The organism is Methylobacterium dankookense (assembly GCF_902141855.1).
Lineage (GTDB): Bacteria > Pseudomonadota > Alphaproteobacteria > Rhizobiales > Beijerinckiaceae > Methylobacterium > Methylobacterium dankookense.
The window spans coordinates 18,697-40,074 of the sequence record NZ_CABFVH010000045.1; the positions used below are offsets into that span (position 1 = coordinate 18,697).

The following is a 21,378-nucleotide window of genomic DNA, read 5'->3' on the forward strand; positions in this document are numbered from 1 at the left end:
CTACATCCGGAACACGCCGAAGCGCGTCTCGCCGATCGGTGCGTTGAGGCAGGCCGACAAGGCCAGCCCAAGCACCCGCCGGGTCTCCTCGGGCAGGATGAGGCCGTCGTCCCAGAGCCGGGCCGTCGCGTAGTAGGGTGAGCCTTCCCCCTCGAACGCCGCGCGGATCGGCTGCCTGAACGCCTCCTCGTCCGCAGCATCCCACGTGTCGCCGGAGGCCTCGATATTGTCCCGCCGCACCGTGGCGAGCACGCTCGCTGCCTGCTCCGCCCCCATCACCGAGATGCGTGCGTTCGGCCAGGAGAAGAGGAAGCGGGGCGCGTAGGCGCGTCCGCACATGCCGTAATTGCCGGCGCCGTAGGACCCGCCGACGAGGAGCGTCAGCTTCGGAACCGCGGCATTCGCCACCGCCGTGACGAGCTTCGCGCCGTTGCGCGCGATCCCGCCGGCCTCGGCCTCTCGCCCAACCATGAAGCCGACGATGTTCTGCAGGAAGATCAAGGGAATGCGCCGCTGGCAGCACAGCTCGATGAAATGCGCACCCTTCAGCGCGCTCTCCGAGTAGAGGATTCCGTTATTGGCCAGGATCCCCACCGGCATGCCCCAGAGGCGCGCGAAGCCGCAGACGAGCGTGGTGCCGTAGAGCCGCTTGAACTCGTCGAATTCCGACCCGTCGACGATCCGGGCGATCAACTCCCGCGCATCGTACTGCTTGCGCAGGTCGACCGGCACGATCGCGTCGAGATCGCCTGGATCGAGGCGAGGCTCGACGGGCGCCAGGATGTCGAGGTCCGGCTGCTTGCGCGTGTTCAGGGTGCCGACGATGCGGCGCAGGATGGCGAGCGCGTGCGCGTCGTCGGCGGCCTCGTGGTCGGCGACCCCGGAATGCCGGGTATGGATCTCCGCGCCGCCGAGGTCTTCGGCCGTCACGATCTCGCCGGTCGCCGCCTTCACGAGCGGAGGGCCGCCGAGGAAAATCGTGCCCTGGCCGCGCACGATCACGCTCTCGTCCGACATGGCCGGCACGTAGGCGCCCCCGGCCGTGCACGAGCCCATCACGCAGCTGATCTGGGGAATGCCGGCCGCCGAGAGCCGGGCTTGGTTGTAGAAGATGCGGCCGAAGTGGTCGCGGTCAGGAAAGACCTCGGCCTGCTGGGGCAGGTTCGCTCCGCCCGAATCGACGAGATAGAGGCAGGGCAGGCGGTTCTCGCCCGCGATCTCCTGCGCCCGCAGGTGCTTCTTGACCGTCAACGGGAAATAGGTGCCGCCCTTGATGGTTGCGTCGTTGCAGACGACCATGACCTCGCGGCCGCGGACCCGACCGATCCCGGCAATCATCCCGGCCGCGTGGATGTCGCCACCATAGAGGTCGTAGGCGGCGAGAGCCCCGATCTCCAGGAAGGGCGAGCCCGGATCGAGCAGCTGGACCACCCGATCGCGCGGCAGCAATTTACCCCGCTCAAGGTGCCGGGCGCGGGCCTTCTCGGAGCCGCCCGCGGCCGCAGCCGCGCGTCGAGCCCTCAGCGTGTCGCGCAGCGCGGCCCAGGCCGCACGGTTCTCGGTGGCTGCCTCGGAGAAGAGATCGGCGCTCGTGCGCAGGACCGCCATGGGCCGCCTCAGCCCGAGGCCCGGGCGAACACCTCGCGTCCGATCAGCATGCGCCGGATCTCGCTCGTGCCCGCTCCGATCTCGTAGAGCTTGGCGTCGCGCAGAAGGCGACCGGACGGGTAGTCGTTGGTGTAGCCGTTACCGCCCAGGAGCTGGATGGCGTCGAGCGCGCCACGCGTGGCCTGCTCTGCCGCGAACAGGATCGCGCCTGCGGCATCCTCGCGGGTGGTCTTTCCGGCGTCGCACGCCCGAGCCACCGCATAGACGTAGGCGCGCGCGGCATTGCCCGTCACGTAGAGATCGGCGAGCTTGGCCTGGACGAGCTGGAATGCGCCGATCGACTGGCCGAACTGCTGTCGCTCGCGCACATAGGGTGTCACCACGTCGAGGCAGGCCTGCAGGATGCCGAGCGGGCCGGCCGCCAGGACGACGCGCTCGTAATCCAGGCCCGACATCAGGACGCCGACGCCGCCGCCCACCGCGCCGAGGACGTTCTCCTCAGGAACCCAGCAATCCGCGAAGATCAGCTCGCAGGTGTCCGATCCCCGCATGCCGAGCTTGTCGAGCTTCGGTCCCGTCGAGAAGCCGGGAAAGCCCTTTTCGACCAGGAACGCCGTTATCCCGCGCGGGCCGGCCTGCGGATCGGTCTTCGCGTAGACGACGACGACGTCTGCGACGGGTCCGTTCGTGATCCACATCTTGGAGCCGTTGAGCCTGAATCGATCGCCGTGCTTCTCGGCCCGCATGCGCATGCTCACGACATCCGATCCGGCCTCGTGCTCGGACATGGCGAGCGCCCCGACGTGATCTCCGGAGATCAGCGGCGGCAGGTATCGGTGCTTCTGTGCGGGGGTGCCGTTGCGGCGAATCTGGTTGATGCACAGGTTCGCGTGTGCACCATACGAAAGACCGACCGCGCCAGAGGCACGCGAGACTTCCTCCATCGCGACACAATGCTCGAGATAGCCGAGACCAAGCCCTCCGAACTCTTCCTCCACGGTCATTCCATGGAGACCGAGTGCGCCCATTTCGGGCCATAGGTCCCTTGGGAAGGCGTTGCTACGATCGATCTGGTCCGCACGGGGCGCTATCCGGCTGCTCGCGAATGCCCGCGCACTGCTCCGAACGGCATCGGCAGCTTCGCCGAGGCCGAAATCGAATTCGCGCACGACGTTCGGGAACATCGCAATCGTCCTCAAGCGGCGCCTTATGCATTATAGCTCTGCTTTTGCCGCTGCAGCCACCGGGCGCAGACAAATCGTGCACGGAAGGGCCGGCGTGTCGTCCCTGCCCGGCAGCTCCGAGCCTTGCTTCGTCGGCCAGATCCCGAGGCCTCTTAACCTATCACTACCTGGGCACTTTGAGGTCAGATGGCAGCCGGAAGCGGCACCGACAGTGCGGACATCGCACGGGCGGGATAAGCGTCGCGAACAGCCGGCCGATGATGGCCTGACGCACGGCTGGCAGGCTCGGAGACGGCGAGGGCCCCGGTAGGCCGGCCACCTTTTCCCCGACCCGTCCGGTCGAGCCCGGCCAAGCGCAGGCGATGCACGCCATCAGCGCGTGCCAGTGGAGGCCGGTCCAGGAGCGGCCCTCGAAGTGGTCGAGGCCACGTTCCTCCTTGAGCTGCGGGTGGGCCTGCTCGCACACCCAGCGCGCCGTCTCTCGAAACAAATCTCGATGCTACACGTATAGCCTTACAAATATCTCAACATTACAGCCGAGATGTTCTTCTAACCTAGCCCTGCGATCTTACCGTTGCAGACTATGAGAGTACCCGATTCTATGGATGTTGAAAGCCACAGTCGGCCTGCTGGACGATGCCGAGGAGGTGCAGACACCATCTCAAGCGCTTGTTCGTATTCAAAAAATACATCCTTGAATCGATTGAGCGCTGATTTGTGAAATCCTAGAAGCTTTGCGTAGCGAGTCCGTCTGACCTTCCTCCCTCTTTCAGCGATGATGCATGGGTTCACCCGATCTCGCTCAAGCAGGTTTCTTAGGTCGCTTTCGGAGGCTGTACGACGCGGCATATGACATCAGACCGCTACTTCTGCCCTGATGGCAGGATGTGACGCGTAGTTCTCAAGAACAAAATCGTCTATATGGTACTCATCTATGCTACCAGGATGGCGCACAAGCTTCATCTGTGGCGGATGCTGCGGCTCGCGTTCTAGCTGTTGCCGAGCTTGGTCGAAATGGTTGCGATATAGATGCACATCTCCCCCTACCCATACGAGCTCTCCTGGGCTGAGGCCTGTCTGCTGTGCGATCATCAGCTGGAGCGCGGACGCTCCTACAAAATTGAACGGAGCTCCCAGCAATAAGTCAGCGGATCGTTGATACAGCAAGCAGTTGAGTCGGTTCTGGGAAGTTACATGATATTGATAAACCATATGACATGGCGGTAGCGCCATGTCACCAATATCAGCTACGTTCCAGCCGTGGAACAACATCCGACGGCTGGTTGGATTGAGCTTCAGTGTTTCGATCAACCCGGCGATTTGGTCGTACTGCTTTCCATCCGGTCCAGCCCACCGTCGCCATTGTTTGCCATAGACCGGGCCGAGATCGCCCCATTGCTGAGCGAAAGCATCGTCGTTTATTATTCTCTGCTCGAAGTCCTTCTGCGTTACTTGCTCGCCCGTTGCGTTGCGATATCTAGCAAGCGGCCAATCAGTCCATATTGTGACGTTCGAGCGAAGCAATGTCTGGATATTGGTTTCGCCTGTAAGGAACCAGAGCATTTCCTTGACGGCTGTTTTCCAGTATACTCGTTTTGTGGTTAATACTGGTACGTTTCCGTCTGATAGATCGAAACGAAGCATGGATCCGAAGATCGAGCGGGTCCCAACCCCGGTCCGATCGACTCGCTCGTCACCGTGTGTGAGAACATAGTCAAGAAGCTCAAGGTACTGGTACTCACCTAGGCGGATCATCGCGCGCTTCTCCGAAACGAGTTGCCGCAGCTATCGAGGCGAGTCTGGCGGTTTTCTCGACGATCGTGCCAAGACATACCCCGGTCGGCCTAGGTTGCGGCAGCTCGCTACAGCCTCTTTCTCCCTCATGAAGCAAAGAGTTTTCCGCCCCGTTAAGCGTCACGATGTCGCACCACCATCGCTTCCGCTGGAGGCCTTGGGACGTGCGGCTCACGGGGATGCCAAGCGGAGAGTGCACCGAAATTCGCTCGATCATCCATCATAGCGCTATGGGACGTGTGGCTCTGCAAATAGCTCAGCTGGTCGGAGATCCTGGCGCGAAGCCGAGTGCTGTGCCGAAAAATTACGGCATGCCGAGGAAGGCGTCGGCCGAGCGCTGATAGAGCTGGCAGGAGAGCCGCCCCTCCGCCACGGAGAACGGGAACAGGCAGTGGCACGGCGCGAGCGCCATCCGGTCGAGATCGGCCGGGTTCCAGGCCGAGACGATGAGGCTGCGGGAATCCGGGTTGCGGCGGATCTCGTCCACGACCCAGGCGATCGGGTCGACGGTGCCGCCGAGGGCTTCTCCCAGGAGCGCCACTGCTTGCCGTGGACGGCGCCGAGATCGCCGTTCGCGTCGGCCCACTCGTCCCGGATGGTGATGCCATTCTCGCGCCGCGCCCGCATGTTGGTGTCGCCGGCGAGGAACCAGAGCAGCTCGTGGATGATCGCGCGCAGGTGCAGGCGCTAGGGGGGTGACGAGGGGGGAAGCCTTCGGCCAGATCGAACCCCATCTGGTGGCCGAACACCGAGAGGGTGCCGGTGCAGTCCTTCGGCGTGCCCTCGTCGAGGATGCAGCGCAGCAGGTCGTGTTAGGCGTGCACGGTCCCTCTCTCGCGGCGTGATCATAAGCAGGCTGCCCCCGAACGCACGGGGCCTGGGTGTGGACAGGTCTGGATGAGCGCCTCAGCGATGAGCGCCTCACCGCGGCCAGAGCACGTAGGCGATCAGCGCGAGATTGCTCCAGCCGTGCAGGGCGATGCAGGGCCAGAGGCGGCCGGTGCGCCAGCGCAGGGTGCCGAGGGCGAGGGCCAGGGGCAGCAGCGAGACCGGCCGGGCGAGGCCCCAGCCCGTGACGTGGACGGCGCAGAAGAGCAAGGCCGTGACCAGGATCGTGGCGAGGGGGCCGAGCACGGCGCGGGCGCGGCAAAACACCTCGCCGCGCATCAGCAGCTCCTCGGCGGCGGGCGCCAGCACCACCACGTAGGCGAGCCAGGCCGCGACCGCGCCCGGCGTGAGCAGCGGCGAGAGCCGGGTGCCCTGGCCGAAGCTCGCGCCGAACAGGTCCGCGGTGAGGCTGACCCAGGCGATGTGCACGACCGGCCAGAGCAGGAGGACGAGGAGGAGATCACGCGCCCGCATCCCGTTGGGCTCGGCGCGGTCGAGGGCGAGGCGGCTGCGCCAGCCAGTCCCGCCCCACCACGCCGCCGTGGCGAGCAGGAGGCCCGCGAGGAAGACCTGGCGCAGGATGTCGACGGCGAGTTCCCGCCGGGCCAGCGCCACCGCCCCGACGAAGGGCCGGCGGGACGGCGGCAGGAAGGGGTCGATCCCGGCCAGGAGGTCGGCGCCCACCCGCACCGCCGCCAGCGCCATCAGGCTCGCCGCACCGAGATAGAGCAGGACGAGGGCGGCGAGGCCCGCGAGGTGGAGCGCCACCGCACCCGCCCGGCGGGGCCCGGTCCGGCGCGGGGGCTGCGCGCTTCCGGCAACAGCCTCGGGCTCCGGTGCGGTAGCCTCAGGATCGGGCTTCAAAACCGGGGCGATCCCCACTATATTCCCCTTGCCGGTCGCAAGGCCGGCTATGGCGATAAACGTTCTTCGGAATAAACCTATCGGACCCGGGGGCGGTACCCGGCGCCTCCACCCGAGCCCAGGACATGCTGCCGCAAGGCGCGTGACGTGCAGACTGGGCTTCGGCGGGGGCGAAATAGGATCGACGAGGGCGTAAAGGTTGAGCTTTCGCTCGGCATGGTTCCGCCGTTATCGGGCCATTGCAATAGTTGCCAACGACAACTTTGCTCCGGTGGCGGTGGCCGCGTAAGCGGTCCCCAATACCGACCTAAAGTCCTAGCGGGTAGCACCGCATAGGCGGGGTTCGGAGGCACCTGGCAACAGAAGCCTCCACTCGAATTTCCCCCAAGGACCCCGTCCGTGACGTTTCCGCGGTCAGGTCTATCGGGCAGGTGACGTCGGACAGACCGGACAGAACGACCGCAGATGGCAGACGACCTGATCCGCTACGACCTCCTCGTGCAGGAAGCGCTCCGAGGCGTCGTGCGCAAGGTGCTGACCGACGCGGCCCGGGACGGGCTGGTGGGCGAGCACCATTTCTACGTCTCGTTCCGCACCGAGGCCCCGGGCGTGCGCATGTCGCAGGCGCTTCGCGAGAAGTACCCGCAGGACATGACCATCGTCCTCCAGCATCAATTCTGGGATCTCGGCGTCACCGAGCACGCCTTCGAGGTCGGCCTGTCCTTCTCGGGCGTGCCCGAACGGCTGCTCGTGCCCTTCGACGCGCTCAGCGGCTTCTTCGACCCCTCCGTGCAGTTCGGCCTGAAGTTCGATCTCAGCGAGGGCGCCGAGGCCGAGGTCACCGGCGAGGACCAGCCCGGCCTCAAGGCCGGGCCGCGCGGCGCCGCCTCCGAGCCGAGCGAGATCAAGCCGAAGGGCACCGGCCTCGCCGCCCTCTCGCCCGGCGGCACGCCGAAGGTGCTGCCCGCCCCGGCCACGCAGGCTGCGAAGGCCGAGGACAAGGCCGCCCGCGCGCCCCGCAAGGACGGCGAGGGCGAGGAGACCGGCGCCGAGGTGGTCAGCCTCGACGCGTTCCGCAAGAAGAGCTGAAACCGGACACACCCCCTCTCCCCGCCGGGCGGGGAGAGGCCCGCAGGCACCCTGCCGTGCCTGCGGGAAGCGCAGGCGAAGCCGAAGCGGAGGTGAGGGGGTGCCTCAGGAAGAGGCTCCTTCGGAATCGCCGCCTCGCTTCATGCCCCGGCAAGGGGGCATGAAGCCCTCTCCCCGCACGCGGGGAGAGAGGATCAGCGTCAATCGGACATGACCAAGCACAGGCGATGTCAGGCCCGCCCGACGCTCCCCGAGAGCATGGCGGGGTCGATGCCGATGCCCCGCAGCGCGCGCTCGTACTTGGCGTCGAGGTCGGCGTGGAAGATCAGCGCCGGGTCAGCCGGGCAGTTCAGCCAGCCATTGGCCATGATCTCGCTCTCGAGTTGGCCCGCCTGCCAGCCGGCATAGCCCAGGGCCAGCACCGCGCTCGCCGGCCCCTCCCCGCTCGCGATGGCGCGCAGGATCTCGACCGTGGCGGTAAGGCAGATGCCGTCGTCGATGATCAGCGTCGACTGGTCGATGTGGAAGTCGTCGGTGTGCAGCACGAAGCCGCGCCGCCCCTCCACGGGCCCGCCCATCAGCACCGGCATGTGCCCGACGCGCTCGCGCAGGCGGATGGCGTCGGCCTCCTGCGCCACGTCCAGCTGCAGCAGCAGGTCGGGCATCGAGAGGTCGGTGACCGGCTTGTTGACGATGATGCCCATCGCCCCATCCGCCGAATGGGCACAGACATAGATCACGGAGCGGGCAAAACGTTCGTCCGCCATCCCCGGCATCGCCACGAGGAACTGGCCGTCGAGATAGGAGGGGTCGCCGGACGGAGGCATCTGCATGGCGCCATGCTACGCCGCGTCCGGCCTTTGTCCAGCGGACAAAGCGCGCGGACGGTGACGGGCGCCGTCGGGTCGCGACGGGGTGACAGGGGCCCCGCTCGACAGCCCCGGCGGCAGGCCCTAGTTGAACGGCGGGCCGCACAAGCGTGGCGGTTCCGTAAGACGACTTCCAGGCCGGCGGCGCCGCGAACGGCGTCGCGTGACGACGGAGACGGCGATGATTCAGGTCGGCGACCACCTGCCCCAGGCGACGTTCCGCGTGAACGGCCCCGACGGCCCCCAGGCCAGGACCACGGACGACGTGTTCAAGGGCCGGCGCGTGGTGCTGATCGGCGTGCCCGGCGCCTTCACCCCGAGCTGCCACCGCAACCACCTGCCGGGCTTCGTCGCCAACCGCGAGCAGATCCTGGCCCGCGGCATCGACGCGATCGCGGTGACCGCGGTCAACGACGTCTTCGTGCTGGACGCCTGGGCCAAGGCGAGCGGCGCCGAGGGCATCGAGTTCCTGGCCGACGGCAATGCCGACTTCGCCAAGGCGATCGGCCTCGACATGGACGGGACGGGCTTCGGCCTCGGCACCCGCTCGAAGCGCTATTCCATGCTCGTCGAGGACGGCGTGGTGCGCGTGCTCAACGTCGAGGAATCGCCCTCGAAGGCGGAAGCGTCGGGCGCCGAGGCCCTTCTGAAGGTGATCTAAGCGCCTTCGCCGGCGAGGGCGCGCCCCGGCACGGGCCGGACCCGTCTCGGGCACCCGGCCGCCACCGGGTCGCCCTTCTCCGGCCACGTTCGCGATGCGACGTGCGGTCGAACCTTCACGGCCAAGGATCGACCGCTTGTCCTTTCTCCACGACCTGCCGATCGCGGACCTGATCGCCCATTACGGCTACCTCGCGATCTTCCTGATCATCACCCTGGAGAGCGCCGGCGTGCCGATGCCCGGCGAGACGGCGCTGATCTCCTCGGCCGTCTATGCCGGCAGCACGGGCGAGCTGAACATCGGGCTGATCATCGCCGCGGCGGCCTCGGCCGCGATCCTCGGCGACAATCTCGGCTACTGGGCCGGGCGCCGCTGGGGCATGCCGCTGCTCCTGCGCCACGGCCACCTGATCGCCCTCGACCACGGCCGGCTGAAGCTCGGCCAGTACCTGTTCCGCGAGCACGGCGGCAAGATCGTCTTCTTCGGCCGCTTCACCGCGATGCTGCGCGCCTACGCGGCGCTCCTCGCCGGCGTGAACCGTCTCGATGCGCGCCGCTTCCTGCTGTTCAACGGACTCGGCGGCCTCGCCTGGGCCGGCAGCATGGGGCTCGGCTCGTATTTTTGCGGCCGCTCCATCGAGAAGATCGCCGGGCCCGTCGGCCTCGCGCTGCTCGCCGTCGTGATCTTCGGCGGCCTCGCCCTCTGGCTGTTCGTGCGCCGCCACGAGGCGCGGCTCCTCGCCCAGGCCGAGGCCGCAATCCCCGGCCCCCTGGGCTGAGTCCGGGTGTCGAGAGGGATCCATCCCTCTCGCGGGGTGCCAGGGCAGAGCCCTGGGGCTTTCAGGCCAGGGCTCTGCCCCGGCACCCCGCCAAAGGGATGATCCCTTTAGGATCCCGGATTAGCGGCGCTTGCGGAAGGGGGCCATCGCGGCGACCGCGAGGGCGTCGACCCGGTTGTTGAGCGGGTCGCTGGCATGGCCCTTCACCCAGTGCCAGGTCACGTCGTGGCGCTGGCGCGCGGCATCGATGCGCCGCCACAGGTCCTCGTTCTTCACGGGCTTCCTGTCCGCGGTGAGCCAGCCGCGGGCCTTCCAGTTATGGATCCAGGCGGTGACGCCCTGGCGCAGGTACTGGGAATCCGTGAACAGGTCGACGCGGCAGGGCCGCTTCAGCGCTTCCAGCGCCTCGATCGCCGCGAGCAGCTCCATCCGGTTGTTGGTGGTGAAGCCCTCGCCGCCGGAGAGCTCCCGCTCCGTGTCGCCGTAGAGCAGGATGGCGCCCCAGCCGCCCGGGCCCGGATTCCCCGAGCAGGCGCCGTCCGTGTAGATGCGGACGCTCACGGGCGCCGCCGCCATCTCAGGCGCGCCCGTAATCGCGGGCGTCGCGGGCCTGGCGGTGGAAGGCGAGCCGGCGGTCGTACTCGCGCGGGTCCTTCGGCTGCACCAGGGCGCCGGGCGGCACGTTCAGCCAGTCGACGAGGCGGGTGAGCATGAAGCGGAGCGCCGCCCCGCGGGCGAGGATCGGCAGGGCCTCGACCTCGGCCGCCTCCAGCGGGCGCACCGCCTCGTAGCCGGCGATCATGGCCGCCGCCCTGTCGCGGTGGAAGCTGCCGTCGGGCGAGAAGCACCAGGCGTTGAGGCAGATCGCGAGGTCGTAGGCGAAGGCGTCGGTGCAGGCGAAGTAGAAGTCGATCAGGCCCGACAGCGCATCGCCGATGAAGAACACGTTGTCGGTGAAGAGGTCGGCGTGGATCACGCCCCCCGGCAGCCCGGTCGGCCAGGCGGATTCGAGCAGGTCGAGGTCGGCGCGGGTGCGCTCGGCCAGGCCCGGCGAGACCGAATCGGCCTGGTGCTCGGCCTGCGCGAAGAGCGGGCGCCAGGCGGAGACCGAGAGGCTGTTCTCGCGGGTTATGCCGAAGTCGCGGCCCGCCGCGTGCAGCGCGGCGAGCGCGCCGCCCAGCGCCCGGCAATGGTCGACGCCCGGCACCTTCACCGAGACGCCCTCCAGGAAGCTCACGATCACCGCCGGCCGGTCGCACAGGCGGCCGAGGGCCTCGCCCTGCCGGTTCCGCACCGGCTGCGGGCAGGCGAGGCCGCGCCGGGCCAGATGCTCCATCAGGTTGAGGAAGAAGGGCAGGTCCGCCTCGTTCACCCGCTTCTCGTAGAGGGTGAGGATGAAGTTGCCCGCCGCCGTGTGCAGGAAGAAGTTGGTGTTCTCGACCCCCTCGGCGATGCCCTTGTAGGAGAGCAGCGTGCCGAGATCGTAGGCGTCGAGGAAGGCGCTCAGGGCCGAATCGGGAACCTCGGTGTAGACGGCCACGTGTCGCGCTCGGATCTGAAGCTGATGCGTCAAGGGGCGCCGGTCGGGCGCCCCTTCGGGAAACACGGTCTAGCGATTTCCAGGCCCGGCCGGAAGCCTTCGGGCCGGAACCGCCCCTACTCGGCGGCCTCGTTGCGCAGCTCCCGCGGCAGCGGGAAGACCATGTCCTCGACCACCGTCGAGACGGTGTCGACCGTGACGTCGTAGCGGGCCGCGAAGGCGTCGATGATCTCCTCGACCAGCACCTCGGGCGCGGAGGCGCCGGCGGTGAGGCCGAGCTTGCGCACGCCCGCGAAGGCCGGCCAGTCGATCTCCTCGGCGCGCAGCACCAGGCGGGTGATCGGGCAGCCGACGCGCTCGGCGACCTCGCGCAGGCGCTGCGAGTTCGAGGAGTTCGAGGAGCCCACCACGATCAGCGCGTCGACCAGCGGCGCGATCTGCTTCACCGACTCCTGGCGATTGGTGGTGGCGTAGCAGATGTCGTCCTTGTGCGGCCCGGTGATGTTCGGGAACTTCCGCTTGAGCGCCTCCACGATGTGGCGGGTATCGTCCACCGACAGCGTGGTCTGCGTCACCCAGGCGAGGTTGTTCGGGTTCTCGGGCTCGAGGGCGGCGATCTGGTCGAGGTCCTCGACCAGCGTGATCGAGCCCTTGGGGAGCTGGCCCATCGTGCCGACCACCTCGGGATGCCCCGAATGGCCGACGAGCAGGACGTGGCGCCCGCGCTTGTGGTGGATCTCGGCCTCGCGGTGGACCTTGGTCACCAGCGGGCAGGTGGCGTCGATGGTGGTGAGCCCGCGCTCGACGGCGTTGGCCGGCACCGTCTTGGCGACGCCGTGGGCGGAGAAGATGACGGGCGCGCCGCTGTCGGGCACCTCGTCGAGCTCGCGCACGAACACGGCGCCCTTCCGCTTCAGGCTCTCGACCACGTACTTGTTGTGGACGATCTCGTGGCGGACGTAGACCGGGGGTCCGTAGATCGCCAACGCCCGCTCGACCACGTCGATGGCGCGCACCACGCCGGCGCAGAAGCCGCGGGGTGCCGCGAGCAGGATCTCGAGCGGGGGTTTCCGATCGGCAGCCGGGGCGGCGTCGGAGACGACGGGATTCGTGATGTCGGCGCTCATGGGGGCGGATGTGGCGAGGGCGGGCCCGCCCTGTCAACAGGGCGCGTGGTCGAAACCGACTGTGCGGTGCTTTCGCATAACACACTTGCGCGCGTTTGGCTTGCTCTCGCGCGAGACGGCGCTCGAGGCCGGGATGCGCAGCCGGAATCGCCTCCAAACTGTGCATCCTGCCTGCCGCTTGGGCGATTCACGGATGCGGTAACCCCTTCATGGATCGAGATTTCTCGGGCTCGCGCAGCGCCCGGTAAGACTCTGTTGAGGGCCCGGACTTAAAGACCGACTCATCCGTTCGGCGGTGCCCGGGATACCTGCCCGGGCCGGGTCCACGGGAGGCGTCCTTGCTCGCGCACGACTTCATGGCATTCCGCGAGGCGTCCCGGCGGAACGGCGTGATCCTCTCCTTCGGCGGCGACCTCTCCGAGAGCGTGCTCTACTCGCTGGGCGAGGTCCTGAAGATGCGCATGCAGAAGGACGAGACCGACGCGGGCGTGGCCAAGCGCGTGTTCTCGATCTTCGTCGAGCAGGCCCAGAACGTGATCCGCTACTCCGCCGACCGCATCGTGCCGGAGGGCAAGCCCGACAGCGCCCGCCTCAGCAGCGGCATGATCGTGGTGGGCACCGAGGGCGGGCGCTTCTTCGTGGTCTGCGGCAACGAGGTCGGCCGTGACGAGGTGCCCCGCCTGCGCGAGCGCCTCGACCACCTCGCCGGCCTGTCGAGCGAGGAGCTGAAGCGGCACTACCGGGAGAAGCTGCGCCAGCCGCCGGACGAGGGCAGCCTCGGCGGGAGCATCGGCCTGATCGAGATCGCGCGGCGCTCCAGCGCGCCGGTCGAGTACGATTTCAAGGAGATCGCCGCCGAGCGCAGCCTGTTCTGCCTCAAGGCCTATATCTGAGAGCCGCCCGATGAGCCGCATCCAGATTGCCGCCACCGAGCGCTCCCCGCTGGTGGATTTCGATTTCGCGAGCGGGCGCCTGTGCCTGCGCGGCGAATCCTACCCCGAGGACGCCGCCGCCTTCTTCGGGCCGCTGCTGCAGGCGCTGCGCGGCCATCTCGGCGCCTCCGAGCCGGAGGCGATCACCTTCGAGGTGGGCCTCGCCTATTTCAACTCGTCGAGCGCCAAGGCGCTGATGAACCTGTTCATGCCCCTGGAGGACGCGGCCGCCGAGGGGCGCCCCGTCACCATCCGCTGGCTCTACGCGGAGGGCGACGAGACCATCGCGGAGGCGGGCGAGGACTTCGCGGCCGATTTCGACCACGCCCGCTTCGAGCTGGTGGCGGAGGGGCACGCCTGATGCCGCATCGCACCGCCACGGGCATCAAGCGCGCCGCCGAGGACAGTTTCAGCCTGTTCGACGCCGAGGAGGCGATCATCGGGCGCACCGACGTGATGCTGGCGCGTCTCTCGGAGGTCGCGGAGGGCGTGCAGGAGCTGGCCGGCGCCTATCGCCGCGGCACGCGCGAGCAGCGCCGGCTGGTGCGCATGAGCGACCGCATGCAGTTTGAATTGCAGCGGGTGAACCAGCGCATGGCCGAGCAGCAGCGCGAGCTGCAGACGCTCAACGAGGCGCTCTCCGGCGAGATCGAGCACCGCACCCGCCTGGAGGCGGAGCTGCGCCGCCTCGCCGATACCGACCACCTCACCGGCTCGCTGACCCGGCGGCGCCTGCTGGAGATCGGCGAGCGGATCTGGGCCCGCGGGCCGGCCTGCCTGCTGATGCTCGACCTCGACCATTTCAAGCACGTCAACGACGGCCATGGCCACGCGGCGGGAGACGCCGCCCTCGTCGTCTTCGCCGCCGTCTGCCGCGCCAGCCTGCGCCCGTGCGACGCCTTCGGCCGCATGGGCGGCGAGGAATTCGCCGCCTTCCTGCCGGAGACCGATGCGGCGGCGGGCCGCGCCCTCGCCGAGACCCTGCGCCGGGCTGTGGCCGAGGCCCCGGTTCCCCTGGAGAGGGGCAGCCTGTCGATCTCGGTCAGCATCGGGCTCGCCGCCTCCCGGGCGGGGGAGCCCCTGGCCGTGGCGCTCCGGCGCGCGGACGCGGCGCTCTACGAGGCCAAGACGGTCGGCCGCAACCGCGTGTCGAGCCCGGAGACGGATGGCGCCTGACGCGGCCGGAAGCCGGAACCAAGGCAGGAGCGACGTGATGAGCGGAGCCGAGACCACGCTTGTGGCGATCCGGCAGGACGACGCTCCGACGGGAGCCGGCCCGGGGAGCGAGCCCCTCGTGGCCGGCCTCGGCTTCGAGGAGGTCGCCGAGCCGGCCGCCCCCCGGCGCGGCGGATCGCTGCGCGGCGCCGGGCCGATGCGCCGGGAGGACCTGCGCGCCGCAGCCCCCTTCGCCGAGGCCGCGGAGACGGACCGGATCATGAAGCCCGGGGCGCTGCGCGGCGCGGCCCGGGGGCGCGACCTCGACAGCCTGACCCGCACCCTGTTCCTGCGGATCTACCCGGTCATCGCCATCGTCGTCCTGCTCACCCAGGCCGGCATCGCCTGGGTGAACTATGCCGACCAGCTCCGCCTCTACACCGAGCGGGCGAACCTTCTCGCCGCGCTGACCGCCTCGGCCATCGACCGGCCGGGCTGGGAGCGGGCGGCCGGGACCTTCGGGCCGCAGCTCCAGGCGCTCGCGCGCGACCCCGCCTTCCGCTACGCGGCGCTGAAGGACGGCCAGGGCCGGATCGTCGGCACGGCCGGCGAGACGCCGCGCGGAAAGCCCTGGGACCTCGTGCAGGTGAGCGCGGCCCTCGAATCCGCCGGCAGCCCCGGCACGCTCGCGCTCGTGCTCTCGGCGGAGGAGCTGCGCGACAATGCCGGCAGCCAGGCGCTGCTCGCGCTCGGCACCAGCGTCGTCCTGATGCTGGCCTTCGTGGCGACCCTGCACCTCAACCTGCGCCGCCACGTGGTGGCGCCGGTCCAGCGCCTGCTCGTCGCCATGCGCAAGGTCGAGCACAAGCACTGGACCACGGTCGATCTCGGCGGCGCCTACCGCCCGAGCAACGAGATCGACGCGATCTCGCAGGCCTTCAACAGCATGGTCGAGGGCCTGCGCTCGGGCGACGAGGCCAAGCAGCTCCTCCAGGCCCTGGAGCGGGCGCATGCCGAGCTGGAGACCGCCAACCGCCAGGTGATCGAGAGCATCGGCTATGCCCGCCGCATCCAGGCCTCCGTCCTGCCGGACCCGGCGGCGCTCACGCCCGCGGGGGTCGACCTCGCGGTGCTCTGGGAGCCGCTCCATCTCGTCGGCGGCGACTATTACTGGCTGGAGGAGATCGACGGCCTGTCCGTGATCGTGGTGGCCGATTGCACCGGCCACGGCGTGCCGGGCGCCTTCCTCACGCTCATCGTCGCCACCGCGCTCGACCGGCTGCTGCACGAGCGGGGTCTGCGCTCGCCGGCCGCCATCCTCGCCGGGCTCGACGCGATGGTGCGCACGCAGCTGCGCCAGGACGGACGCGGCGCGGAATCCGACGACGGACTCGATTGCGGCATCTGCGTCTGGGACCCCGGGCACCGCAGCCTGCGCTTCGCCGGGGCCGGCCTCTCGCTCACCGCGATCCGCGACGGGGCCGTGGCCCGCGTCCGCGGCAGCCGGCGCGGCCTCGGCTATCCCCGCACCGGCCGCGAGGCCCCGCCGGAGGCCGACAGCTTCGTGCCGGTGGAGCCCGGCACCACCTTCTACCTGATGACCGACGGCGTCACCGACCAGATGGGCGAGCCCGCCCCCGGGCAGCGCCCCCGCCTCCTCGGCCAGCGCGGCGTCACCGAGCGCCTCGCCGCCCGCGCCGGAGAGCCCCTGGCCGAGCAGGTCGCCGGGCTGGAGCGGGACCTCGCCGCCTATCGCGGCGGCCAGCCGCGCCGGGACGACATGACCCTCGTCGCCTTCCGGCTGGGCTGAGGACGGGCCGTCCTCCGGCGTGCCGAACGGCACGCGCCCGGCGCTCGCGCTGACGGCTGCGGCGGGCTAAGGGGGAAGGCGTTCCGAGCCAGCTCCGAGGTCTCCCGCCGGCCATGGCCACGCCTGCCGAACATGCGAGCTTCCTGCCGCCCGTCCTGACCTTCCTGTCGGCCGCGGTGATCGGCGTGCCCCTGTTCCGCCTCGCCGGGCAGAGCGCCGTGCTCGGCTATCTCGTGGCGGGCGTGCTGATCGGCCCCTCCGGCCTCTCGCTCATCGCCGAGCCCGAGACCGCGGCGAGCGTCGCCGAGATCGGCGTGGTGCTGCTCCTGTTCATCGTCGGGCTCGAATTGCACCTGTCGCAGCTCGTCTCGATGCGGCGCGACATCTTCGGCCTCGGCACGGCGCAGCTCGTCCTCTGCTCCCTCCTGCTCGGCGGCGCGGGCATCCTGTTCGGGACCGGGCTCGCGGCGAGCGCCGTGATCGGCATCGCGCTGGCGCTCTCGGCCACCGCGGTCGCCCTGCAGCTTCTGGAGGAGCGCGGCGACCTCGGCACGCCCTACGGCAGCCGCGCCTTCGCGGTGCTGCTGTTCCAGGACCTCTCGGTGGTCGGCATCCTCGCCCTGATGCCGCTGATGGCCTCGGCCGGCGGCGGGGGCGACGCGCCCTGGCTCGGCCAGGCCGCCGCCTCCACCGCCAAGGCGCTCGGCGCCATCGTCGCGGTGGTGCTGGTCGGCCGCTACGGCCTCAACCCGTTCTTCCGCCTGCTCGCGGCCTCGGGCGCCCGCGAGGTGATGACGGCCGCCGCCCTCCTCGTGGTGCTCGGCACCGCGCTGACCATGCAGGAGGTCGGCCTGTCCATGGCGATGGGCGCCTTCCTCGCCGGCATCCTCCTCGCCGAATCGAACTTCCGCCACCAGCTCGAGGCCGATATCGAGCCCTTCCGCGGCATGCTGCTCGGCCTGTTCTTCATGAGCGTCGGCATGTCGATCGACGGCGGCCTGGTGAAGGCGGTCTGGCCGGCGCTGTTCGGGGCCACCGTGGCGGCGATCCTCGTGAAGGTCGCGCTGGTGGCCGCCCTGTTCCGCCTGTTCGGCTCCGGCACCCTCGACGCGTTGCGCGGCGCCGCGGTGCTGGCGCCGGCCGGCGAGTTCGCCTTCGTGCTGCTGCCCCAGGCGGAGGGGCTCGGCCTCACCGACGCGACGAGCACGCGCTTCGCCATCGCGCTCGCGGCGCTGACCATGCTGGTCGGCCCCGTCGCCGCCAAGGGCCTCGACAAGCTCCTGGAGGCGCGCCGCGCCCGTGAGGACGTGGCCGAGGAGCCCGCGACCGACGTGGTGGAGAGCGCCGAGGCCCGCGTCCTGGTGATCGGCTTCGGCCGCTTCGGCCAGATCCTGACCCAGGTGCTGCTGGCCGAGGGCATCCCCGTCACCGTGATCGACAAGGACGTGGAGCAGATCCGCGCCGCCTCGCGCTTCGGCTTCCGGATCTATTACGGCGACGGCACCCGCCTCGACGTGCTGCGCGCCGCCGGCATCGGCCGGGTCGAGCTCGTCTGCATCTGCGTCGACGACGCGGAGGCCGCGCTCAAGATCGTCGACATCGTGCACGAGGAATTCTCGGCCGTGCGCACCTATGTGCGCGCCTACGACCGCATGCATGCCGTCGAGCTGATGAACCGGGACGTGGACTTCCAGCTCCGCGAGACCTCGGAATCGGCCCTCCAGTTCGGCCGCGCCACCCTGGAGGGGCTCGGCTTCGCGCCGGAGGCCGCCGCCGCCCGGATCGCGGACGTGCGCAAGCGCGACGTCGCCCGCCTCGTCCTGCAGCAGGCGGGCGCGGCGCCCGAGGCCGGCTGGCTGCGCAGCGTGCAGCCCGAGCTGAAGCCCGAGCCGCTGACCGCCCCCCAGCGCCCCGCCCGGGCGCTCAGCGCCGAGACCCGCGACATCATCGGCCACGACCGCCGCGAGGCGGCCGAGCGCCTGCTCGCGACCCCCGCCGCCGAGCCGGAGGAGGATGCGGCGGAGGCGGCGGACGAGGAGGAGACCGACGAGACGGTGCAGCCGGCCGCCGGGCGGCGGGCGGACGCCGCGAATGGCTGAAGGCATGGCTGAGGGCCCGGATGCCGGCCGCTTCGTCAGCGGCTCGATCCTGCGCCACGTCGTGGTGATGAGCGCCACCGGCTCGGTCGGGCTGATGGCGGTCTTCGTGGTGGACCTGCTCTCGCTCCTCTACGTGTCGAAGCTCGGCGACCCCGCGCTCACGGCGGCGGTGGGCTTCGCGGCGATCGTCCAGTTCTTCGCCATCGCCATCAATATCGGGCTGATGATCGCGGCGGGCGCCGTGGTCTCGCGGGCGCTCGGCGCCGGGGACCGTCCGGGCGCGCGCCGGCTCGCCGCCTCGGCGACGGTGCTCGGGCTCGCCGCCGCGGCCCTGCTCGTGGCCGCGCTGCTGCCGCTCTCCGACCCCCTGCTCCGGCTGATCGGGGCGTCCGGCGAGGCGTTGCGCGTCGCCGACCGCTTCGTCTGGATCGCCCTGCCCTCGAACCTGTTCATGGCGCCGGGCATGCTGTTCTCAGGCATCCTGCGGGCGGCGGGCGATGCGCGCCGGGCCATGTGGGTGACGCTGGGCGGCGCCCTCGTCACGGTGGGGCTCGACCCGCTCCTGATCTTCGGCGCAGGCCTCGGCGTCGACGGCGCGGCGATCGCCACCTGCGTCGCGCGGGCCACCTTCCTCGCCATCGGCTGGCACGGGGTGCACCGCCTGCGCCTCCTCGGGCGCCCGGACCCGGCGGCGGTGCTCGCCGACGCGCCCGCCCTGATCCGCATCGCCGTGCCGGCCGTGCTCACCAACCTCGCCCCCTCCGTGGCGAGCGCGATCACCACCCATCTGCTCGCGCGCTACGGCGCCGCCGCGGTCGCGGGCAACGCCGTGATCGACCGGCTGACGCCGGTGGCCTTCGGCGGCCTGTTCGCCCTGTCGGGCGCGATCGGCCCGATCCTCGGCCAGAACTGGGGCGCGGGCCGGTTCGACCGGATGCGGCTGGTGCTGCGCGACGGCGCCCGCGTGGCGCTCCTCTACGTCCTCGTCGTCTGGCTGGCGCTGGCGCTCTGCCGGGCGCCGCTGACGCGGCTGTTCGAGCTCGACGGCGTCGCGGCCGAGCTGTTCGGCTTCTTCTGCCTCGCGAGCGGGGCGATCTGGCTGTTCAACGGCCTGCTGTTCCTCGGCAACGCCGCCTTCAACAACCTCGGCTTCCCCTTCCGCTCGACGTTGCTCAACTGGGGCCGGGCGACGCTCGGCACCGTGCCGCCCGCCCTCCTCGGGGCGGCGCTCTACGGGCCGCCCGGGGTGATCGCCGGGGCCGGGCTCGGCTCGGTGCTGTTCGGCGGCCTCGGCCTCGTCCTGGCCTTCCGGGCGGTCGGCCGGCTCGAGCGGGAGGCGGCCGCGAGCCCGGCCGCCGAGCGGGTCCGTGCGGCGGCCGAGGCGGGCGCGGGCCTGGAGACGGCCCCGGCCCGCTCCAGCGCCCTCGTGTGAGCGCCCGCGCCGCCCTACGCACCGGAAATCGACCGATCGTCCCGCAATGCAAGGGCCGGAACTGGTCATTTTCCCTGTGAGAGGGCAGACTTGCACCTCCGGCGGAGCTCTCGGGCCACCGGAGCGGATCCTCGGATCCCATCGACGCGCGTGAGGCCCCGGCCATGTTCAACCCGATCGACATGCTGCAAGCGCAGGGCGGCGCCGGAATGCAGACCATGGCCCAGCAATTCGGCCTCAGCCCGGAGCAGACGCGCCGCGCGATGGAGGCGCTGCTGCCGGCCTTCGCCATCGGGCTCCAGCGCAACACCCCCACCGACCCGACCGGGCTCAGCCAGCTCTTCGGCTCGCCGATGCTGACGCAGGCGGTGCTGCAGCAGGCCGCGATGACGAGCGGCGTGGGCGCCCAGGTGCTGCGCCAGATGCTGCCCGCCATGGCCGGCGCGGTGGTGGCGAGCATCGTCCACATGCTCCTGAACCCGCCGCCCCCGGTCGAGCCCGCGCAGCCGGCGGCCGGCGCCTTCCCGTTCAGCCCGGCCTGGGTCGAGATGATGAAGCTGTTCCTGCCCCCGGAGGCGCCCCAGGCCGCCAAGCCCGGGGCCGCCGGCCGGAGCGCGCCGGCCGGTCAAGCGCGCCCCAAGACGCAGGCCACCGAGCCGCAGGCCAACGCCGGGCGGGAGATGCTACAGCAGCTCCTCAAGACGGGTGCCGAGGTCCAGGAGCAGAACGTGAAGGCGATGCAGGGCCTGTTCGACGCGTTCTGGACCGAGGCCGGCAAGGAGAGCGGCCGCGACGCCGACAAGGCCGCCGAGATCCCGGCCGCCGGACAGGACGCTGTGTCGCCCGAGGCACGGGGCGAACGCAAGAGCCGCGGATGACCGGGCCAGCCCGGCCGCCCCGGGGTTCGATCAGTTGATCTGCGCCGCGGCGCTGCCGATGCGGGCGTAGACGTCGTTCATCTTCGAGCCGTAGAGGCGGATCGTCCCGGCGGCGACCGCGAAGATCAGCGCGCCGATCATCGCGTATTCCATCGCCGTGCTGCCGCGCGCATCGCCGAGGAAGCGCCGCAGGGCGGAGGGCCGTCGCTCGGCCGGTTTCCTGTCTTCGGTGAACGCCATGGTGACCGTATTCCCGCCGACATGGCAGCGGAAGCCTGTATAGGCGGCATTCCCTTCAGGATGGTTTAAGATCCGCTTCGCAGCCGGGGCGGGTGCCGGGATCAGTCCCGGCCCGCCTCCTTGCGCAGGGCGTCGATCCGCTTCGAGGCCTCGGCCTTGTCGAGATCGGGATCGAAGGCCTTCGGCTCCTTCGTCTCCTCGGCCAGGGTCTTGAGGTAGGAGGCCTGCGCGCCGGTCATCGGCTCGTCGCCGGTGGTCCACTGATCCGGATCCTTGATCCGGTTCGAGGACTCCTTCGGATCGACCTTCGGATTCGCGCCGTCGCGCTTCGCGGCTGCCTTCGCCATGACGGAACCTTTCGTTCTTGAAATGTTCCTTTCAACGCCCGGCCCCGGCGGCAGTTCCCATGGACATCCGGCCGTGCCGGGAT

The 21,378-nt window shown here is 70.0% G+C and carries 20 protein-coding genes, 1 other RNA gene and 2 pseudogenes; 11 read left to right on the forward strand and 12 right to left on the reverse strand.

Annotated elements, in window-relative coordinates; translation table 11 throughout:
* The 6 genes and pseudogenes from MTDSW087_RS23770 to MTDSW087_RS23795 form a co-directional block, all read right to left on the reverse strand.
* The gene (locus tag MTDSW087_RS23770) at positions 1–1,608 is read right to left on the reverse strand and encodes a carboxyl transferase domain-containing protein (protein ID WP_144767344.1); all 1,608 of its coding nucleotides are present in this window, start codon (positions 1,606–1,608) and stop codon (positions 1–3) included.
* Between the two features lie 8 nt (positions 1,609–1,616).
* Complete coding sequence (locus MTDSW087_RS23775; protein WP_144767345.1) at positions 1,617–2,792, reverse strand: acyl-CoA dehydrogenase family protein; 1,176 nt, start codon at positions 2,790–2,792, stop codon at positions 1,617–1,619.
* Positions 2,793–2,974: 182 nt separating this feature from the next.
* A pseudogene (locus MTDSW087_RS31470) lies at positions 2,975–3,267 on the reverse strand (IS701 family transposase); the annotation flags it as partial.
* Between the two features lie 380 nt (positions 3,268–3,647).
* Positions 3,648–4,547 (reverse strand): thymidylate synthase, encoded by a 900-nt coding sequence (gene thyA, locus MTDSW087_RS23785; RefSeq protein ID WP_210248308.1) that lies wholly within the window; start codon positions 4,545–4,547, stop codon positions 3,648–3,650.
* Between the two features lie 346 nt (positions 4,548–4,893).
* Positions 4,894–5,392 (reverse strand): annotated as a pseudogene (gene thyA, locus MTDSW087_RS23790) (thymidylate synthase); the annotation flags it as partial.
* A gap of 115 nt (positions 5,393–5,507) precedes the next feature.
* The gene (locus tag MTDSW087_RS23795; protein ID WP_373322067.1) at positions 5,508–6,338 is read right to left on the reverse strand and encodes a CPBP family intramembrane glutamic endopeptidase; all 831 of its coding nucleotides are present in this window, start codon (positions 6,336–6,338) and stop codon (positions 5,508–5,510) included.
* Between MTDSW087_RS23795 and ssrA the strand changes: the two genes are divergently transcribed.
* Both ssrA and MTDSW087_RS23805 read left to right on the forward strand, forming a co-directional pair.
* Positions 6,330–6,712, forward strand: a transfer-messenger RNA (tmRNA) gene (gene ssrA, locus MTDSW087_RS23800). The genes MTDSW087_RS23795 and ssrA overlap by 9 nt on opposite strands.
* A gap of 91 nt (positions 6,713–6,803) precedes the next feature.
* Entirely contained in the window at positions 6,804–7,427 is a 624-nt protein-coding gene (locus MTDSW087_RS23805; RefSeq protein WP_144767346.1) for an SspB family protein, read from the forward strand.
* Positions 7,428–7,657: 230 nt separating this feature from the next.
* On the opposite strand, the gene MTDSW087_RS23810 is transcribed toward MTDSW087_RS23805, so the two are convergent.
* Positions 7,658–8,260: a YqgE/AlgH family protein gene (locus MTDSW087_RS23810; RefSeq protein ID WP_186383975.1), complete on the reverse strand. Its 603-nt coding sequence runs from the start codon at positions 8,258–8,260 to the stop codon at positions 7,658–7,660.
* Positions 8,261–8,477: 217 nt separating this feature from the next.
* On the opposite strand from MTDSW087_RS23810, the gene MTDSW087_RS23815 reads away from it, so the two are divergent.
* Together MTDSW087_RS23815 and MTDSW087_RS23820 are read left to right on the forward strand one after the other, a co-directional pair.
* On the forward strand, positions 8,478–8,957 hold the full coding sequence (locus MTDSW087_RS23815; RefSeq protein ID WP_144767370.1) for a peroxiredoxin: 480 nt from the start codon (positions 8,478–8,480) through the stop codon (positions 8,955–8,957).
* 136 nt (positions 8,958–9,093) lie between these two features.
* Positions 9,094–9,735 carry a DedA family protein gene (locus tag MTDSW087_RS23820; protein WP_144767347.1) on the forward strand — a complete coding sequence of 214 codons (642 nt, stop codon included), beginning with the start codon at positions 9,094–9,096 and terminating at the stop codon, positions 9,733–9,735.
* A gap of 120 nt (positions 9,736–9,855) precedes the next feature.
* On the opposite strand, the gene rnhA is transcribed toward MTDSW087_RS23820, so the two are convergent.
* The 3 genes from rnhA to ispH all read right to left on the reverse strand — a co-directional run bounded on the left by rnhA (position 9,856) and on the right by ispH (position 12,402).
* Complete coding sequence (gene rnhA / locus MTDSW087_RS23825) at positions 9,856–10,311, reverse strand: ribonuclease HI (RefSeq protein WP_144767348.1); 456 nt, start codon at positions 10,309–10,311, stop codon at positions 9,856–9,858.
* Between the two features lies 1 nt (position 10,312).
* The gene (locus MTDSW087_RS23830) at positions 10,313–11,275 is read right to left on the reverse strand and encodes a homoserine kinase (RefSeq protein ID WP_144767349.1); all 963 of its coding nucleotides are present in this window, start codon (positions 11,273–11,275) and stop codon (positions 10,313–10,315) included.
* A 116-nt stretch (positions 11,276–11,391) separates the two neighbouring features.
* Positions 11,392–12,402 carry a 4-hydroxy-3-methylbut-2-enyl diphosphate reductase gene (ispH, locus tag MTDSW087_RS23835; protein ID WP_144767350.1) on the reverse strand — a complete coding sequence of 337 codons (1,011 nt, stop codon included), beginning with the start codon at positions 12,400–12,402 and terminating at the stop codon, positions 11,392–11,394.
* Between the two features lie 338 nt (positions 12,403–12,740).
* On the opposite strand from ispH, the gene MTDSW087_RS23840 reads away from it, so the two are divergent.
* The 7 genes from MTDSW087_RS23840 (at position 12,741) to MTDSW087_RS23870 (ending at position 20,708) form a co-directional block, all read left to right on the forward strand.
* Complete coding sequence (locus tag MTDSW087_RS23840) at positions 12,741–13,295, forward strand: SiaB family protein kinase (RefSeq protein ID WP_144767351.1); 555 nt, start codon at positions 12,741–12,743, stop codon at positions 13,293–13,295.
* Between the two features lie 10 nt (positions 13,296–13,305).
* Positions 13,306–13,695, forward strand: coding sequence for a DUF1987 domain-containing protein (locus MTDSW087_RS23845; RefSeq protein ID WP_144767352.1), 390 nt, complete (start codon positions 13,306–13,308; stop codon positions 13,693–13,695).
* Entirely contained in the window at positions 13,695–14,510 is an 816-nt protein-coding gene (locus MTDSW087_RS23850; protein ID WP_144767353.1) for a GGDEF domain-containing protein, read from the forward strand. Before MTDSW087_RS23845 ends, MTDSW087_RS23850 begins: the two co-directional genes overlap by 1 nt.
* A 37-nt stretch (positions 14,511–14,547) precedes the next feature.
* Positions 14,548–16,299, forward strand: coding sequence for a SpoIIE family protein phosphatase (locus tag MTDSW087_RS23855; protein WP_144767354.1), 1,752 nt, complete (start codon positions 14,548–14,550; stop codon positions 16,297–16,299).
* Between the two features lie 113 nt (positions 16,300–16,412).
* Positions 16,413–18,398, forward strand: a complete 1,986-nt coding sequence (locus tag MTDSW087_RS23860; RefSeq protein WP_144767355.1) for a monovalent cation:proton antiporter-2 (CPA2) family protein — start codon at positions 16,413–16,415, stop codon at positions 18,396–18,398.
* A 4-nt stretch (positions 18,399–18,402) separates the two neighbouring features.
* Positions 18,403–19,830, forward strand: coding sequence for an MATE family efflux transporter (locus tag MTDSW087_RS23865; protein WP_144767356.1), 1,428 nt, complete (start codon positions 18,403–18,405; stop codon positions 19,828–19,830).
* A gap of 164 nt (positions 19,831–19,994) precedes the next feature.
* Entirely contained in the window at positions 19,995–20,708 is a 714-nt protein-coding gene (locus tag MTDSW087_RS23870) for a DUF937 domain-containing protein (protein WP_144767357.1), read from the forward strand.
* 30 nt (positions 20,709–20,738) lie between these two features.
* Here MTDSW087_RS23870 and MTDSW087_RS23875 read toward each other — a convergent pair whose 3' ends face one another.
* The gene (locus MTDSW087_RS23875; protein ID WP_144767358.1) at positions 20,739–20,948 is read right to left on the reverse strand and encodes a Flp family type IVb pilin; all 210 of its coding nucleotides are present in this window, start codon (positions 20,946–20,948) and stop codon (positions 20,739–20,741) included.
* A 101-nt stretch (positions 20,949–21,049) separates the two neighbouring features.
* Entirely contained in the window at positions 21,050–21,295 is a 246-nt protein-coding gene (locus MTDSW087_RS23880) for a DUF3072 domain-containing protein (protein ID WP_144767359.1), read from the reverse strand.
* Positions 21,296–21,378: the final 83 nt, after the last annotated feature.

Excerpts from the sequence above, each read along its gene's own strand:
- MTDSW087_RS23815 (WP_144767370.1), top strand. The coding sequence starts at position 8,478 with ATGATTCAGGTCGGCGACCACCTGCCCCAGGCGACGTTCCGCGTGAAC.
- MTDSW087_RS23875 (WP_144767358.1), bottom strand. The coding sequence starts at position 20,948 with ATGGCGTTCACCGAAGACAGGAAACCGGCCGAGCGACGGCCCTCCGCC.
- MTDSW087_RS23865 (WP_144767356.1), top strand. The coding sequence starts at position 18,403 with ATGGCTGAGGGCCCGGATGCCGGCCGCTTCGTCAGCGGCTCGATCCTG.
- MTDSW087_RS23770 (WP_144767344.1), bottom strand. The coding sequence starts at position 1,608 with ATGGCGGTCCTGCGCACGAGCGCCGATCTCTTCTCCGAGGCAGCCACC.
- MTDSW087_RS23810 (WP_186383975.1), bottom strand. The coding sequence starts at position 8,260 with ATGCAGATGCCTCCGTCCGGCGACCCCTCCTATCTCGACGGCCAGTTC.
- rnhA (WP_144767348.1), bottom strand. The coding sequence starts at position 10,311 with ATGGCGGCGGCGCCCGTGAGCGTCCGCATCTACACGGACGGCGCCTGC.
- ispH (WP_144767350.1), bottom strand. The coding sequence starts at position 12,402 with ATGAGCGCCGACATCACGAATCCCGTCGTCTCCGACGCCGCCCCGGCT.
- MTDSW087_RS23850 (WP_144767353.1), top strand. The coding sequence starts at position 13,695 with ATGCCGCATCGCACCGCCACGGGCATCAAGCGCGCCGCCGAGGACAGT.
- MTDSW087_RS23805 (WP_144767346.1), top strand. The coding sequence starts at position 6,804 with ATGGCAGACGACCTGATCCGCTACGACCTCCTCGTGCAGGAAGCGCTC.
- MTDSW087_RS23860 (WP_144767355.1), top strand. The coding sequence starts at position 16,413 with ATGGCCACGCCTGCCGAACATGCGAGCTTCCTGCCGCCCGTCCTGACC.
- MTDSW087_RS23775 (WP_144767345.1), bottom strand. The coding sequence starts at position 2,792 with ATGTTCCCGAACGTCGTGCGCGAATTCGATTTCGGCCTCGGCGAAGCT.
- thyA (WP_210248308.1), bottom strand. The coding sequence starts at position 4,547 with ATGATCCGCCTAGGTGAGTACCAGTACCTTGAGCTTCTTGACTATGTT.
- MTDSW087_RS23870 (WP_144767357.1), top strand. The coding sequence starts at position 19,995 with ATGTTCAACCCGATCGACATGCTGCAAGCGCAGGGCGGCGCCGGAATG.
- MTDSW087_RS23880 (WP_144767359.1), bottom strand. The coding sequence starts at position 21,295 with ATGGCGAAGGCAGCCGCGAAGCGCGACGGCGCGAATCCGAAGGTCGAT.
- MTDSW087_RS23845 (WP_144767352.1), top strand. The coding sequence starts at position 13,306 with ATGAGCCGCATCCAGATTGCCGCCACCGAGCGCTCCCCGCTGGTGGAT.
- MTDSW087_RS23855 (WP_144767354.1), top strand. The coding sequence starts at position 14,548 with ATGAGCGGAGCCGAGACCACGCTTGTGGCGATCCGGCAGGACGACGCT.